Genomic DNA, 14,267 nt, shown 5'->3' with positions numbered 1-14,267 from the left:
GTCTCTACTTGCCCGGCAGCTCGTTGTGCCCGCCGAACGCCTTGCGCATTGCCGACAGCACCTTGTCGGAGTACAGCGCCTCGCCGCGCGAGGAGAAACGCTGGTAGAGCGCCGCCGACAGCACCGGCGCGGGCACGCCCTCGTCGATCGCGGCGTGGATGGTCCAGCGGCCCTCGCCGGAGTCGGAGACCCGCCCGCCGAAGGTGCTCAGCTCCGGGTCGGCGTGCAGGGCCGCGGCGGTGAGATCCAGCAGCCAGGACGCCACCACCGAACCGCGCCGCCACACCTCGGTGACCTCCGCGACGTCGATGTCGTACTGGTAGTGCTCGGGGTTCTCGAGCGGGGTCTCCTCGGCGGAGTGCTCGTCCGCGACGGTCTTGCCGATATTGGCCTTGTGCAGGATGTTCATGCCCTCGGCGTAGGCCTGCATGGCCCCGTACTCGATGCCGTTGTGCACCATCTTCACGAAGTGCCCGGCGCCGGCGGGACCGCAGTGCAGATAACCTTGCTCGGCGGGTGACGGCTCGCCGGTGCGGCCGGGCGTGCGCTCGGCGGCGTCGACACCGGGCGCGATGGCCTGCAGCAGCGGCTCGATGTGCTTCACGGTCTCGGCCTCGCCGCCGATCATCAGGCAGTAGCCGCGGTCCAGGCCCCACACGCCGCCCGACGTGCCGATGTCCAGGTAGTGGATGCCCTTCGGACCCAGTTCCTTGGCCCGCTTGATGTCCTCGTGGTACCGGCTGTTGCCGCCGTCGATGATGATGTCGCCCGGGTCGAGCAGCCCGGCGACCTCGTCGATCACCGCACCGGTGGCCCCGGCCGGGATCATCACCCACACGATGCGCGGCTTCTCCAGCAGCGCGACGAACGTCTTGTAATCGGTGGTACCGGTGAAGCTCTCGCCCAGCTCGGCGGTGAACTCCTTGATCTGATCCTCGTGCCGCGAGTAACCGACAGCGGTGTGCCCGTCGCGGACGATGCGCCGCACGATGTTGGCGCCCATCCGGCCGAGCCCGATCATTCCCAGCTGCATACTCATCTCCTCGAGTCGTCCGAGCGTCGGCAGGTCCGAGCTCTGCTGGCTGTGCCTGGCTCGATTGTCCTCGGTGCACCGTTCGGAAATTTCTCCGGCCTTCGTGTAACGCTCCGCGCCCGCTACCGATATTCAGGACGGCTCCGCGCTGTTGCCAGACCCCCGACCCGGCAACCGCGCGGGGCCTTTCATTTGGGGCGGTCGCGCCCTCGCCTGTCCGGTCCGGACACAACGCCTTCGGGGGACACCCAGCGCGGATGCGCCGGTGGTCGTTGCCGCGCGCTGCCGAATGCGCTGTCGCAGGGCACAATTCGCGAGGCGTGGGCTCGCGAAGGCGGCGATAAACCTGAATGTGGCTTCACTCACATGGATTTGCGTCGACGCGTCGTGGCATGGATACGATCGCTCGCGCACGTGGCCGTCGCGGCTGCGGGGGGTTGTCGAGTAACAGACTGATGAGGGTGGGTGTGACGACGTGCAAGGTCGGCATCGGAAGTTGAACGGCACAACGACGCGGCGCGTGGTGCTGCCCGCGATGGGCGCGATCCCGCTCGCTCTGGCCGTCGCCTGTTCCAGCTCCACCGACCAGGCGGTCAAGTCGCCGACCAGCGCGGCCACCTCCACCACCGGCTCGCCGTCCGGTCCGCAGACCGCGCCGAAGCCGCCGGACACCGCGGTTCCGCCCACCCGCGGCGAGCAGGTCCGCCCGCCGGAGCGGCCCGTACCGAGCACGTCGCAGCCGGGCGTCGCGCCTCGCGGCGCGGACAGCCTCTTCGCGCCGCGGCCCGGGCAGGCGCAGCCCGGCGTGACCGCGCCGAGCCTGCCGCCGGTGCCGCCGCCCGCCGCACCGAGCGCGCCGGATTACGTTGTGCCCCCGAACTTCCGGGCCATCCCGCAGCCGTCCAAGCCCGCACCGGGCGTGAACTGGCAGGGCCTGCACGCGCCCACGCCGGTGGAGCCGGTCGCCCCGATCGCGCCGCCCCCGCGCACGCTGCGCGTCGGCGACTTCACCTCCCCGGTACCGAGCGAGGTGCCCGACGACGTGCTCGACACGGTGAACACCACCGCCGCGGTCACCGAGGCGAACATCGCCACCGGCCTCAACTCCGTCGGCATCAACGCCAGCCGGTCCGACAAGATCGCCGGCGGCACCATGGCCGGTGCCGCGGTGGGCGCGGCCGCGGCCGGCATCCCGGCGGCGGTGGTCGGCGCGGTGCCGGGTGCGATCGTCGGTGCCGCTGTCGGTGGTGTGATCGGTGCGGGTGTCGGCCTGGTCGCGGGTCTGCCCGCCGTTCCGCTGGGCGGTCCGGTGTGGGCGAGCCCCGCCGGGGCGGCAGTCGGCGCAGGCGTCGGTGCGGTCGTCGGCGGTGCCATCGGCGCTGCCGCCCTCGGCATCCCCGCCGCCGTCGCCGGTGGTGTGGTGGGCGGCGCGGTCGGCAGCGCGGTCGGTTCGGGAGTCTGACCCACTCGGCTCAGTCGCCGCAGGCCCCGCAGGAGATGTTGACCTGGGTTCCGGTGAGGGAGCGGCCGCGGTCCGAGGCGACGAAGGCCGCGACGTGGCCGACGTCCGAGAGGGTCGCGGCGCGCTTCAGCAAGGTGCCGTCGACGATGCCCTTGCGCGCCTCCTCGGTCTGGGGGATGTCCGGGAAGGTGTCGATGATCCCGCCGGTCAGCAGCGAGAGCACGCGCACGCCGTAGGGCCCGAGGTCGGCCGCCCACTGCCGCCGCAGTGCGTCCGCCGTATCCATGCTCACCTGGACATTGCCGAGTCCCGCGAACTTGTGCACGGGATCCGAGCCGCCGAAGAACAGGATGACCCCCGACTTCTGCTCCACCATGTACCGCGCGGCGGCCTTCGTGGTCGCGAGCTGGGTGCGCACGACCTTGGCGATCGAGTCGGCGAAGGCGTCCAGCGGCGCGTCGAGCAGCGGACCGAACAGCGCGTCCTGCGAGATCACATTGGTCGAGATGTCCAGGCTCCCGGCCTTTTCCACCACCGCGTCGGCGTGGTCGGCGACCGCGGCGGCATCGAGCACGTCGACGACGGCGGTCTCGGCGCGGCCACCGGCCCCGCGAATCTCGTCGGCGACCTTGTCGAGGGTGGCGGCGGTGCGGCCGACGAGGTAGCAGCTCGCCCCCTCGGCGGCGAAGCCCTTGGCCATCGCGGAGCCGATGGCACCGCCCGCCCCGTAGATCACGGCGTTCTTGTTCTCGAGCAACATGGTGTTCTTCTCCTGTCGGTTCGGTCCGATGGGAAGACGCTATTTCGCAGGTCACGACGGTCGCATCGGTCGCGTGACCGGCGTTGCGGCGGGCGCGGAGCCGCCGGATAAGTCATTCGCCGAGTGCTACAGATCCAGCTGCGCGAGTTCGATCCGCCGGGTGACACCGAGTTTCGGATAGGCCTTGTACAGGTGATGGCCGACGGTGCGCGGGCTGAGGAACAACTGCGCGCCGATCTCCCGGTTGCTGTGCCCGGCCGCCGCCAGCCGCACCACCTGAACTTCTTGTGGCGTCAGCAGTTTCAGCGGATCGCTGCGCTGCTCGGCCGGTTGCTCACCGAGCGCGGCCGATTCGACGCGCGCGCGATCCGCCCACACCCGGGCGCCGATTCGGTCGAAGGTGTCCAGGGCCGCCGCCAGCTGGGCACGGGCATCGCCCCGCCGTCGCCGCCGGCGCAGCCACTCCCCGAAGCCGAGCTGGGTGCGGGCCCGATCGTAGGGCCCGCCGTGCCGCTCGTGCAGCTGGACGGCGGTGGCAAAGTGCTTCTCGGCGCTGTCGTCACCGGCCGACAGCAACGCGTAGCAGCGATGTAACAGCGCCTCGCCCAACGGATTTCGAACCGCGCGCGCCCATCGTTCGAAGGCGGGCAGGTGCTCCTCGGCACGTTCGAGGAAGCCGCCGCGGACCGCCGCCTCCACCCGGTCGGGCACCGCGCGGATCGGGAAGTCGTGGGCGGCGGGACCGGTACACACCCGATCCAGCGCGTCGAGGGCCGCCTCGAACCGCCCGGCCGCCACATCCGCGACGGCCGGTCCCCACTCGACGAGCGCCGCGTGGGTCGGGTGCCGCGCCGCCAGTATCGGCCCGATCTCCGCGGCCAGCGACCGGGACTGCTCCTCGTGGCCCGCCACGGCGTCCAACCACACCTCGACCGCGCGCAGCACCGCGGTCTCGGTCGCCATCTCGAGTTCGACGCTGAGCGAAATCCCTTCCGCCACAGCGGTTCGCGCCTGCAGAAACGCGCCGCCCAGCAGCCGTGCCACGGCCAGTACCTCGAGCGAGTACGGGATCCACGACACCGCGCCCGTCGCGCGTTGCTCGTCGAGCGCGGCCTCCAGGACGGCGGCGGTTTCGGCGTCGTCGGCGAGCATCACGCCGCTGAACGCGGCGGCTATCTTGTGCAGGTCGTCGACGCCGTCCTCCCGGGCCGCTGCCAGCTGGCGCGTCATCCGGTCGACCGCCGATTCGGGCCTGCCCGCCAGGAAGTCCGCCCACGCCACCTGCCCCGCCACCTGGACGCGCAACGGCGAATCCGGCGGCAGGCGAAGGGATTCGAAGTGCGCGACGGTGCGCGCCAGCAGATCGGGGCGGCCCGCGTCGCGACTGCAACACGCGGCCTCGGTCAGGATGAAGGCCGCACGGTCGGGGTCGTCGTCGACCACGAGTTCCGCTGCCCGCAAGGCGAGTTCGGCGTCGGCGGCGGGGGAGGTGCGTTCGTACTCGATCTGGGCCTTGATATGCGTTGCGTCCGCGACGATTCCGTTGTCGGCGGTCAGCGCCGCCGCCTCGGAGGCGAGCCGGTTCGCCCGGTCGGACCGGCCGGCATCGTAGGCGGCGCGGGCCGCCATGAGAACGCGCCGGGCGCGCTGCCGCGGGTCGACGCTGAGCCGACCGGCGCGGTCGTAGGCGGCCGACACCGCCATCGCGCCGCCGCGATGCTGCGCTCGTCGCGCCGTGTTCTCCAGTTCGGCCGCCACGCGTTCGTCCGGCTCGGTGGTCGCGGCGGCGAGGTGCCAGGTGCGGCGGTCGGCGTCGGTGGCCGCGGTCAGGACCCGGGCGAACGCCTCGTGCACGGCCACCCGCTGGTGATGGGTGGCCTGCTGGTAGGCGGCGGCGCGAATCAGCGGATGCCGGAACGTCAGGGTATCGGTGGACAGCGCGACCAGGTCGGCGTGCTCGGCGGGCTCGAGATCGGCGGCGGAGAGGTCGAACGCCGCGCCTACGCGCAGGATGGTGTCGACGCCCGCGCCGGTGTCCGCGGCCGCGATCAGCAGCAGAGTACGTGTGGCGGTGGGAAGTTCGTCGATCTGGGCGCGAAAGCTGTCCTGCACACGGCGAGTCACGGGCAGCGGCCCCACCTCGTGCACCGGATCCGCGTGCCCGGCACGTTCGGCCGCGCGCCGGGCGACGCCGAGTTCGATGAGCGCCAACGGGTTACCGCCGGACTCGGCCAGCACCCGCTCGCGGCCCGGCACCGTGAGCCCCGGTGCGCGCTCGTCGAGCAGCCGGGTCGCGGCCGCGCGCGGCAGGCCGGCCAGCCGCAGCGCGTCGATGCCGGGAGTCGCGAACGGCGACGCGGTCTCCCGGACGGCGAGGACGACCGCGACCGGGTCGGCGTGGAATCGTCGCGTCGCGAACAGCAGCGCGTCCGTGGAACTGCGATCGAGCCACTGCGCGTCGTCGATCAGGATCAGTGTCGGTGTCTCGGCGGCCAATTCGGCGAGCAGCGTCAGGGTCGCCGCGCCGATCAGGAAGCGGTTCGCCTCGGGCGCCTCGATCTGTCCGAACGCCGCGCGCAGCGCCGAACGCTGCGGGCCGGGCAGCCCGTCGAGCCGGTCCAGATACGGGTACAGCAGCAGATGCAGCGCGCCGAAGGGCAGTTCCGCCTCGGACTCCACGCCGACGCCGCGCACCACCCGCATCCCGGCCGCCGCGGTCGCGGCGTACTCCACCAGCGCGGATTTGCCGATTCCGGCTTCCCCGCGAATCGTCAGGGACCGGCTCCGGCCCGCCCTGGCGTCGTCGAGCAGCCCGTCGATCTCGGCCCGCTCGCCGTCACGCCCTGTCAACACTCCGTCAGCGTAGCGACGCCCTGTGGACGGGTGGGGACGGATTCAGAAGACCTCGGCGGACATGGTCGCGACGTCCGGTGCCCGCAGGACGTCGCGCAGCACCGTGACCACGACGTGGACCACGTGGTCGTGGTCCAGCCCGGTCCCGTCCGCGCGCAGGACGTAGGCCGAGTCCAGTTCCGCGAAGCCGAGCGTGCCGAGCGAGGCGAGCTGCCGCTCGGTGAACCCGGCCGCGGGCGTGGATCCGCCGCGCAGCCGCTGCCACAGCGACCGCCGCCGCTGATGGTCCGGATAGGCCACCTCGATGTGGAAGACGCTGCCCGCAGCCGAAAGCCACTGGACGACACCGGAGCCCGTATCGATCACCGCGGTCCCGTCGCCGGTGGCGACCGAACGGCGCACGGCGTCCCGCACGAACTCGGGTAGCGAACTCATCCCGATATCCCCCAAACCCTTCGGTGCGGCGGTCGAGTCGCCGACTGGTCAGTCGGCGTCCTGTTCCCACGATGCTAGCGCGGTCGAGGCCGTCGGCCGGAGAATCGAATTCGGGCCCCTCCAGTCATCCGGCGTCCGCGAAAAGCGCGTGTACGCTGCCGGAAGTTAGTGACGTTCGCTAAGGAGTCCGATGTTCAAGACCACGATCGCTGTGGTGGTGGCGCTCGGCGTCGCCGCGGCGCTGCCGGGCACCGCGGCCGCGCTGCCGACGCTGCCGGTGGGCACGCCGACCTACACCGTCGCGGTGAACAGCCCCGCGGGCAGCCCGGGGTACGTCTACTACTCGAGCGGCGTGAGCGCGGCCGCCCTGGTTCCCGGTCTCGCGCCCGCGCTGGCCGGTCTGCCGGCCACCGCGCCCGCGAACATCGTGCTGGACAAGTCGGGTCGCGAACTCTGGCGCTACACCCCGCCGCCCGGCCAGGACGTGTCGAACTTCCGCACCCAGACCTATCAGGGCAGGCGGGTGCTGACCTGGTGGCAGGGCAGCACCGTCGGCGGGCACGGCTCCGGCGTCGACTACATCGCCGACGAGCACGGCCGCGTCCTCGAAACCCTCACTGCCGGTGACGATCCCAGCGACGTGCACGAATTCCGCCTGACCGCCGACGGGCGCGCGCTGATCACCTCCTACCGCGAGATCACCGCGGACCTGACCGCGATCGGCGGCCCGCCCGACGCCCGGATGTACGACTCGACCGCCTCGGTGATCGACGTCGCCACCAAACGAGTGCTGTTGCGCTGGAGCGCCGCCGAGCACGTACCACTCACCGACACCACCGAGCCCGGCCTACTACCCGGCACCCGCGTCTACGACCCGTACCACATCAATTCGATCAGCCTCGACCCCGCCGGCAACCTCGTGATCTCCATGCGCAACACCTCCACGATCTACGACGTGGACATCCACACCGGCACGATCAACTGGCAGATCGGCGGCAGCCGTTCGGATTTCGACCTCGACCCCGGCATCCAATTCGCCTTCCAGCACGACGCCGAATTCGCCGACCCCACCACCCTCCGCCTGTTCAACAACAACTCCAACGGCAAATCCACCTTCGGCCCCTCCAGCATCCAATGGATCCACCTCGATTTCCCCACCCACCGAGCCACATTGTCCCGCAACCAAACTCACCCCGAGGCCCTCACCGCCTTCGCCATGGGCGGCGCCCAGGCCCTCCCCAACAGCAACACTTTCGTCGGCTGGGGCATGGCCCCCCACATCTCCGAATTCACCCCGGCCGGTGAACTGGTCTACGACGCCACCCTCCCCTTCGGCACCTACCGTGCCTACCTGGAAGATTGGGCGCCTACGCCCTGATTCGGACCGCCTTCGCGTCACGAGGGGCGCGGCTACGGGAAATACTGGGTGCAGACTGCACTTCATCCGCGGCATGACGAACGAATGCGCGTATGGCCCCGGCTGCTTCGTCCGACAGCGCGGCGTGCTCTGCATGGGTGGCGGGACGGTGGATCGGCCGGATGGCATCGACCACGGCAGTACCCAGCTCGCGCAGACGCGGCTCGAGCGCGACCAACTCAACCCGCAACAGCACTTCCTTGAGTTCTGTACGCAAACGGTAGCTTTGGCGCTTGGCCTCGTCCAGTTGTTCAGGACTGCTCTCGGCATTCTCATGGATGAGATACCAGCGCTCGATCTGAGCGTGACGAAACTTGCTCGCCGCCACACTGAACGCGTGAAACGCCTCCAGCCGATCCCGACGCAACTGCTCCGCGAACCCGTTCAGCGCATTACGATCCGCAGTCCTCTGCTGAAAGACGAAAGTGAGAATAGACCCGAGCAAGGTGCCGGAAACTGCGATCAAGGCACTGTAGACAGCGGTCACAACACGGAATCTACCGGTGCGCCTGCAGCATTCGGTGCCCGTTCCGGCCGATCCCCGATTCTCGCAGCACGTCATCCCGATCAACCATCATCGCGGTCAAGCCCTTCCACATGGTCGAAGAAGATCTGCCCGCCCGGCGGGCGATGAACTTGCCTCCTTGCGGAGGTGGTCGAAACTACACGGCGAGATCGAAACCTACTCAGCCGCTTCGTACCTCATGCAACAAATCTGCGCGAATCGCACCTCTCGCATACCCCGAACCGCTGCGGCGGTCGGACCCCAGTGAGCAGCTTCCATACATGCCCGCCCCGGCCCGTTACTCAGGACCGGGACGCCATTTCTCGTTCAGTCGTCTGGCAGCTCGCCGTACGTACGTGGCCTGTCAGCGAGTGCCGCGCGCGCCAGCTCGTCGGCTGCCTGCAGCAACTTCGCCACGGCCGGATGGTCGGCACCGACCAGGGCCGCGGCCCGCTCGGTGATGGCCTGGAGGTCGTCGCGCAATTCTCGCGACGTGGCCAGATCGGATGCCATGAGTCTCCTATCCTCGGGGCGCGCAGGCGCTGGGCGGAACGTCGACCGAACCGGACCGGTCGCTGAACGTGAACGGGCTGCCTTGGATACTGCCCCAAATCTCTACCGCGGCGCGCCAGGATCCGGCATAGCACGGCACCGACACCTCGTATCGGGCATCGGATGCGGGGATCGTCCTGTTGGGCGCTGCGGCGGATGCCACCTCCCACCGCGAACCTCCCGCCGGCCGGAATTCCAGCTTCAGTACGGCGATGTGCTCCTCCGGAGGCACGGTGCATTGGGCGACGCCGCGTGCCACAACCTGGGGCGGAAGCACGGTCGGCCGTGTCCACGTGAACTCGAACCCGCAAGACTGCGTGGCGACCGGTGCGGCGGGCGGCATTGCGGCCGCCATCGCGGGCGCTATCAACGCCACACCGACGATGGCGGCTAACAGCCCCTTCGTCGTGATCTCCATCGCGTTCCTCCCTGTTCTTCTTGTAGGACAACGGTTTCCCTGCGTCTGCACCACGCTCAGCAGGGCAACCAGCTGGCTGGCCACTTCAGAACTCCCGCCCAGAATCCGGCGTCACACGGCGCGCCTCCACGAGCGTCTGCCACGCCGCCCGCTTGCGCGGACACTCGTCGCGCAGACAGCCGCGGTGCTGCTGTGTCACACGATGCGCGGCGTCGACCGTGAATGGCCGCGGTGGCGCGGCATGCGTCCAGGGCGGAATCCACGAGTTCTGTTGTCCCGGTGCGATGTTCTGCCGCTTGGTGTGCTGTGCATCGGAACGTGTGGTGGCGTCGCGCATCTCGTCGCGCGGAGGGAAGATGTCGCCCCCGACGATCAGCGCGGCGACGCCGAGGCAGATCACGACGACACCCACGACCAACCAGACCAGCACGGTGTTGCTCATGGCTGCTCGCGCCGCTGGTAGGTGCCCTCCGGATACATCGTGATGACGTCGCACACCGGGACGACTGTGCGGAGGTCGACGTGGTGGTCGAGACTGGGCACGATCAGCGCGTCGACGTCGTCTTCGCGGATCCGGTCGAGCAACCGGGCCGTGTCCATCGGCAGCACAACGATCGGCTCGACAGCTTCGTATCCGAGCCGCTCGGCGAGCCGGACGAGTTGCTTCTCGTGCAGTTGCCGCGCCTTCCCGGACTGGGCGGGATCGAGCCCGATCAGCGCGGCCGGTTCGATCCTCATCCCGCGTCCACAGCACAGAACGCCGCATGCAGACCGGCGCGCTCGAGGACTCGCTCGCCCTCGACAGTGATGATCAGGACGCGCTCGCAGACGAGCCGGTCGATGCCGTCGATGCGCTGGCAGGGGATCGCGATTCGATGCGTGGTTACTTCCGTCTCCATGTGGATGTCCGCCTCGTGTGATTGGGGTGTGGTGCACTCGCGCAGCGGCGAAGGGCCGAAGACGCCGAGTGGCGTAATCCTGCTGATGGTCTCTTTTCACGAGGCTCCTCCGGAACCGCATAGCCGGGACGTTGCGGGGCGTTAGTGTGTAACCCAAACGTCCCGAACGTCCCTGAAGGAACGGCGATGTCGTTGCATTCAGCTCCGAATGAACGTTTGCGCGCCGCGATCGCAGACGCGGGCGTCACTGTCGACGCATTGGCCGAACGGGTAGGTCTCGATCCGAAGAGCGTTCAACGCTGGGTCAGCAGGGGAGTCGTTCCTCGGCGGACGGCGGCCCACGTCGCCGCAGCCGAACTAGGCGTAGCGGTCGGATTCCTCTGGCCGGAAATGGATCTGCCGACGAAGCAGGCCGCGCAGATGGAGATCGTCGACATGTACCCGCACCGGGCCGACACACCGCGGCGGTTGTGGCTCGACCTGCTGGCCGGCACGCAATCCGAACTCTGGCTCTTCGCCAATGCCAGCTTGTTCCTGCCGGAGCAGAACCCGGAGTCGATCGAGTTGATCCGAGAGAAGGCCGAGAACGGCGTCGATGTGCGCATCCTCCTCGGCGATCCGGACGCGCCGGAGATGGCCCTCCGCGGTGAAGAGGAGAGACTGTACGAGGCGATTCCCGCGCGCATTCGAATGGCGCTCACGTACTACAGTCCGTTGGTAGAGGTGCCTGGCGTCGAATTTCTCCTGCACCGAACCTGCCTGTACAACTCCATATTCCGGTACGACGACCAGATGCTTGTGAATCAGCACGTCTACGGAACCTATGGGTACATGGCCCCGGTGCTCCACCTTCGGCGCATCCACGGCGGCGACTTCTTCGACATGTACGTCCGTAGCTTCGAGCGAGTGCGGGAAACGGCCTCGCCGATTACGGAATCGATGTTCTGGAGCAAGTTTTCGGAGGCGAACTTCAAGCCTCCAGCACCTGTTTGAACGCCACCAGGAATGCGGCCGTGTCCTCCAAAGAAGGAAGAACGATATCGGCTCCGACCTCGGCGAGAACATCTGCACGGTCGCTGCCGGTCGCGACAGCCACCACCTTCGCGCCGCCTTCGAGCCCGGCTCGCACGTCATTCGGTGTGTCACCGACGAGCACGGTATTGGCGCGGGTGAACGACACTCCGTGCTCCGCTGCCGCGCGTCGTTGGGCGATGCCAACCAGATTGGCGCGGACCCGGTCGTCCGAGCCGAATGCTCCGATGCCCCACTCCAGCGGAGGCCCCGCTAGGCCGAAGGTGTCGAGCTTTCTGTAGGCGTTGGGCCGGATGTTGCCTGTCAGTACGGATTGGACCACGCCCGCTACCCGCGCGAGGGCGTCCAAGGCCTCTCGGGTGCCGGGCAGCGCGTGACCGCGGGCAGCGAGATCCGCTGTCCGGTCGCGCAGCGAGTGTTCCAGGGCGTCGAAAATCGGGTCCGTCTCGGCGGGGAGCGAAACGCCGTGAAGCTCGGCCAGATCCCGCATGATCAGTTCATCGGTGCTCCCGCCGGTGCGCGGGCGGTGTTCCACTCGCATTCCTGTCAGCGCTTCGAACGCACCGGCATAGGCATCTTTCGACACCCCGCCGTTGACGATCATGGTGTTGTCAACGTCCCACAGGACAAGCGTTGGTCCCACGCAGCGAAGCGTACGTGAGCGTGGGATGTCGGGTACTGGGCATCGCCGAGGGATTATCGTCGTGGCGCAGCTACACCGATCTGCGCGACCTGCGGCGCCGATTCGACCCGCATTCGCAGCTGCCGGAGGATGCCGACTTCCGGCAACAGGTGCGCCAGCTGACTATCCGGCAAGACTGAGCGCCCGATACAGCGCGACTACAGTTGCCGCACCGACGATTTCGCCGCGATCGATCATTGCGACCGCTTCCTCGAGCGGGATCCAACGGATGTCCTCGGCCTCGTTGGCATCCGGCACCATGTCGGTCGATTCGGCCCCACGGGCAAGATAGATCTGTTGTGGATGATCGAGCGTGCCGATCGCGGGCTGGTAGGTGACAAGGTGCTCCATCGTCCGCGGCCGCCACCCCGTCTCTTCCTCGACTTCACGCGCCGCCGCAGCAGCGACATCCTCGGCCCCGTCGACATAGCCGCCCGGCAGCTCCCACACCCATTTGTCGATGATGAATCGGTGCCGGTACATCAGCAGCACTTCACGATTTTCGTTGAGCACCAGCGTCATCGCACAGTGCGGCAGACGCGCAACGTACTGTGTGAACTTCACGCCGTCGGGCAACTCGACCTCAACCGTCGACAGCCGAATATGACGATTCTCGTCGATCAGCTTCTCGCCGTGAATCTTCCACTGGGTGCGCTTCACCCCTCGACGGTAGTCCGCTTGCGCGGTGCGCCCGAGCCATTCGCCCGCCGGAGCGTTCCACAAGCATCAGCGCCTATGTCACGTTGTCAGTGATGGGTGATCATCGGATCCGTCGACCTATTGGCCGGAGATGATGCGTGGAGCCGGTGACGGGAATCGAACCCGCACTCTCAGCTTGGGAAGCTGATGTTCTACCACTAAACTACACCGGCTGGGCACCCGTGGTGCTGGAGAGACTCTAGCAGACGCGACGGGCAGGAGTGCAACTTTGCTGGTAGCGTTGATGATCTGCAGCTTTGAGCTCTTGTGAGCTAAGCGGAATGTCGCTATCGGCTCGAGACGGCGAGTGGCGGCCGCATCTGGTTTCGATGGCGCTCCTTCGGTGATGACTATGGGCCTGCCGATTACGTGCGAGTGATCGGAGGAAATCAGGTGTGTACTGGAGCGGGTACACCCTGTCGGGACTTACCGTTCGCTGACGAATTGGAAGCGCTTCGTTTCGGAGATGACTTGGAAAATGACGGGCGATTGCTGAGTGCCTTCTCCAGGATCGAGGACTCTTGAGTTTCCGGTTCGCCGCCAAGTGACATCGACAACGCAATGGTCGAAAGCACGTACTCCCGTTGGTCGGCGCTGTTGAGCTTCAATGCCAATGAGACGGCCTGTCGAATGCGATTGGCGCTACTGACGGCCTTGTTGAGGACTGCGAAATTTTCTGAAGCCGATCTCTCGGCGGCCTCTGCCCTGTTGAAGGCGAGTTTCGCTATCGCTGCGGGAACTGCTCCACAGATAGCCGAAAATATTCCTACGTTGATAGTCGAAAACATGGCCCAAGCTACGCCGAACACTACGAGTAGGACGCCGAGTATGATGCTTATGCCAGATATCCAGCGCATCACGCGGTTCTGTCTCCAGGTTTCGTTGAGGTGGGTGACGTACAGGTCGACCTGACTGCGCATCACCTCGTCTATCTGGTCTTCGAGGCGTCGCGCGAGCGATACTTCTGCTGATTCCTCCTCATGCTGAGCCGATGTGTGCGGCATCGTACTCGGAGAAGACTTGAAGTTTTCTGCCAATGTCGTGGCTGCATCCAGAAGTGCCTGCTCTCGTCGTCGGCGATAGCGTTCCAGGGCAATTCCCATGGCAACGGTTGTAATAAAGAGTATGACAAAGCCTACGATTATAGCCGTATTATCGGCCTTCACCGATGTGGTCAACACGGTCCATGTCGGATTCGTAGAATAGCCGGTCGAGACGCCGGGGGTGCTGCCCTCGCCGCCAGTCGCCGCTAGGAAGGCGCCAGACATTCGTACCCTTCGGGTCGATTACTCGTGATTGCTATGCCGTTGGAAGGGTTAGCGGTACGTCTGACCAAACTAACGGCCTCATTCGGGCAGAACAAGACTAGTAAGCCGTCTTAGGCGGGCCGCCTTCTAGGTCGTGTCTCCCAATAATTTGAGCCATTCGACGACCAGGGCCAGGACGAATCCGGCGCGGTAAGTGATTGCGAGCTTGTCGTAGCGCGTGGCCACCGCCCGCCAGTGCTTGGCCCTGTTGAA

General features: G+C 67.4%; 17 protein-coding genes and 1 tRNA gene. 5 read left to right on the top strand and 13 right to left on the bottom strand.

Annotation, left to right across the window (positions count from 1 at the left end):
- Window positions 1–4: 4 nt before the first annotated feature.
- On the bottom strand, window positions 5–1,033 hold the full coding sequence (gnd, locus tag IU476_RS32175) for a phosphogluconate dehydrogenase (NAD(+)-dependent, decarboxylating) (protein WP_195106090.1): 1,029 nt from the start codon (window positions 1,031–1,033) through the stop codon (window positions 5–7).
- Window positions 1,034–1,529: 496 nt separating this feature from the next.
- Here gnd and IU476_RS32170 point away from each other — a divergent pair, with 496 nt between their 5' ends.
- Window positions 1,530–2,495 (top strand): hypothetical protein, encoded by a 966-nt coding sequence (locus IU476_RS32170; RefSeq protein ID WP_195106089.1) that lies wholly within the window; start codon window positions 1,530–1,532, stop codon window positions 2,493–2,495.
- A 10-nt stretch (window positions 2,496–2,505) separates the two neighbouring features.
- Here IU476_RS32170 and IU476_RS32165 read toward each other — a convergent pair whose 3' ends face one another.
- From IU476_RS32165 to IU476_RS32155, 3 genes are all read right to left on the bottom strand, one after another.
- Window positions 2,506–3,255 carry an SDR family NAD(P)-dependent oxidoreductase gene (locus IU476_RS32165; RefSeq protein WP_195106088.1) on the bottom strand — a complete coding sequence of 250 codons (750 nt, stop codon included), beginning with the start codon at window positions 3,253–3,255 and terminating at the stop codon, window positions 2,506–2,508.
- Between the two features lie 126 nt (window positions 3,256–3,381).
- Entirely contained in the window at window positions 3,382–6,108 is a 2,727-nt protein-coding gene (locus IU476_RS32160; protein WP_195106087.1) for an ATP-binding protein, read from the bottom strand.
- Between the two features lie 42 nt (window positions 6,109–6,150).
- Window positions 6,151–6,543 carry a hypothetical protein gene (locus IU476_RS32155; protein ID WP_195106086.1) on the bottom strand — a complete coding sequence of 131 codons (393 nt, stop codon included), beginning with the start codon at window positions 6,541–6,543 and terminating at the stop codon, window positions 6,151–6,153.
- A gap of 190 nt (window positions 6,544–6,733) precedes the next feature.
- Between IU476_RS32155 and IU476_RS32150 the strand changes: the two genes are divergently transcribed.
- Window positions 6,734–7,921 (top strand): arylsulfotransferase family protein, encoded by a 1,188-nt coding sequence (locus IU476_RS32150; RefSeq protein WP_195106085.1) that lies wholly within the window; start codon window positions 6,734–6,736, stop codon window positions 7,919–7,921.
- Here the strand turns inward: IU476_RS32150 and kilB are convergent.
- The 5 genes from kilB to IU476_RS32125 form a co-directional block, all read right to left on the bottom strand.
- Window positions 7,911–8,447 (bottom strand): plasmid transfer protein KilB, encoded by a 537-nt coding sequence (gene kilB, locus IU476_RS32145; protein WP_195106084.1) that lies wholly within the window; start codon window positions 8,445–8,447, stop codon window positions 7,911–7,913. The two genes, IU476_RS32150 and kilB, sit on opposite strands and share 11 nt — an antisense overlap.
- A gap of 345 nt (window positions 8,448–8,792) precedes the next feature.
- Window positions 8,793–8,978 (bottom strand): hypothetical protein, encoded by a 186-nt coding sequence (locus IU476_RS32140; protein WP_195106083.1) that lies wholly within the window; start codon window positions 8,976–8,978, stop codon window positions 8,793–8,795.
- A 7-nt stretch (window positions 8,979–8,985) separates the two neighbouring features.
- Window positions 8,986–9,435, bottom strand: a complete 450-nt coding sequence (locus IU476_RS32135) for a hypothetical protein (RefSeq protein WP_195106082.1) — start codon at window positions 9,433–9,435, stop codon at window positions 8,986–8,988.
- 85 nt (window positions 9,436–9,520) lie between these two features.
- Window positions 9,521–9,877, bottom strand: a complete 357-nt coding sequence (locus IU476_RS32130; RefSeq protein ID WP_195106081.1) for a hypothetical protein — start codon at window positions 9,875–9,877, stop codon at window positions 9,521–9,523.
- Entirely contained in the window at window positions 9,874–10,173 is a 300-nt protein-coding gene (locus IU476_RS32125; RefSeq protein ID WP_195106080.1) for a hypothetical protein, read from the bottom strand. Before IU476_RS32125 ends, IU476_RS32130 begins: the two co-directional genes overlap by 4 nt.
- A gap of 26 nt (window positions 10,174–10,199) precedes the next feature.
- Here IU476_RS32125 and IU476_RS32120 point away from each other — a divergent pair, with 26 nt between their 5' ends.
- The gene (locus IU476_RS32120; RefSeq protein ID WP_195106079.1) at window positions 10,200–10,355 is read left to right on the top strand and encodes a hypothetical protein; all 156 of its coding nucleotides are present in this window, start codon (window positions 10,200–10,202) and stop codon (window positions 10,353–10,355) included.
- A 165-nt stretch (window positions 10,356–10,520) separates the two neighbouring features.
- A complete protein-coding gene (locus IU476_RS32115) occupies window positions 10,521–11,327 on the top strand; it encodes an XRE family transcriptional regulator (protein ID WP_195106078.1) in 807 nt (268 codons plus the stop codon).
- Here the strand turns inward: IU476_RS32115 and IU476_RS32110 are convergent.
- Window positions 11,305–12,009, bottom strand: a complete 705-nt coding sequence (locus tag IU476_RS32110; RefSeq protein WP_195106077.1) for an HAD family hydrolase — start codon at window positions 12,007–12,009, stop codon at window positions 11,305–11,307. The two genes, IU476_RS32115 and IU476_RS32110, sit on opposite strands and share 23 nt — an antisense overlap.
- Window positions 12,010–12,023: 14 nt before the next feature.
- Between IU476_RS32110 and IU476_RS32105 the strand changes: the two genes are divergently transcribed.
- On the top strand, window positions 12,024–12,188 hold the full coding sequence (locus IU476_RS32105; protein WP_195106076.1) for a hypothetical protein: 165 nt from the start codon (window positions 12,024–12,026) through the stop codon (window positions 12,186–12,188).
- On the opposite strand, the gene IU476_RS32100 is transcribed toward IU476_RS32105, so the two are convergent.
- The 3 genes from IU476_RS32100 to IU476_RS32090 all read right to left on the bottom strand — a co-directional run bounded on the left by IU476_RS32100 (window position 12,172) and on the right by IU476_RS32090 (window position 14,015).
- Window positions 12,172–12,708 (bottom strand): NUDIX hydrolase, encoded by a 537-nt coding sequence (locus IU476_RS32100; protein ID WP_195106075.1) that lies wholly within the window; start codon window positions 12,706–12,708, stop codon window positions 12,172–12,174. The two genes, IU476_RS32105 and IU476_RS32100, sit on opposite strands and share 17 nt — an antisense overlap.
- Before the next feature lie 138 nt (window positions 12,709–12,846).
- A tRNA-Gly gene (locus IU476_RS32095) sits at window positions 12,847–12,920 on the bottom strand.
- Between the two features lie 216 nt (window positions 12,921–13,136).
- Window positions 13,137–14,015 carry a TRADD-N-associated membrane domain-containing protein gene (locus tag IU476_RS32090; RefSeq protein WP_195106074.1) on the bottom strand — a complete coding sequence of 293 codons (879 nt, stop codon included), beginning with the start codon at window positions 14,013–14,015 and terminating at the stop codon, window positions 13,137–13,139.
- Between the last annotated feature and the right edge of the window lie 252 nt (window positions 14,016–14,267).

Origin of the sequence: Nocardia blacklockiae, assembly GCF_015477355.1 — a bacterium.
GTDB lineage: Bacteria > Actinomycetota > Actinomycetes > Mycobacteriales > Mycobacteriaceae > Nocardia > Nocardia blacklockiae.
Note: the sequence above shows the minus strand (reverse complement) of the source record. Positions and strands in the feature narration are given on the sequence as shown.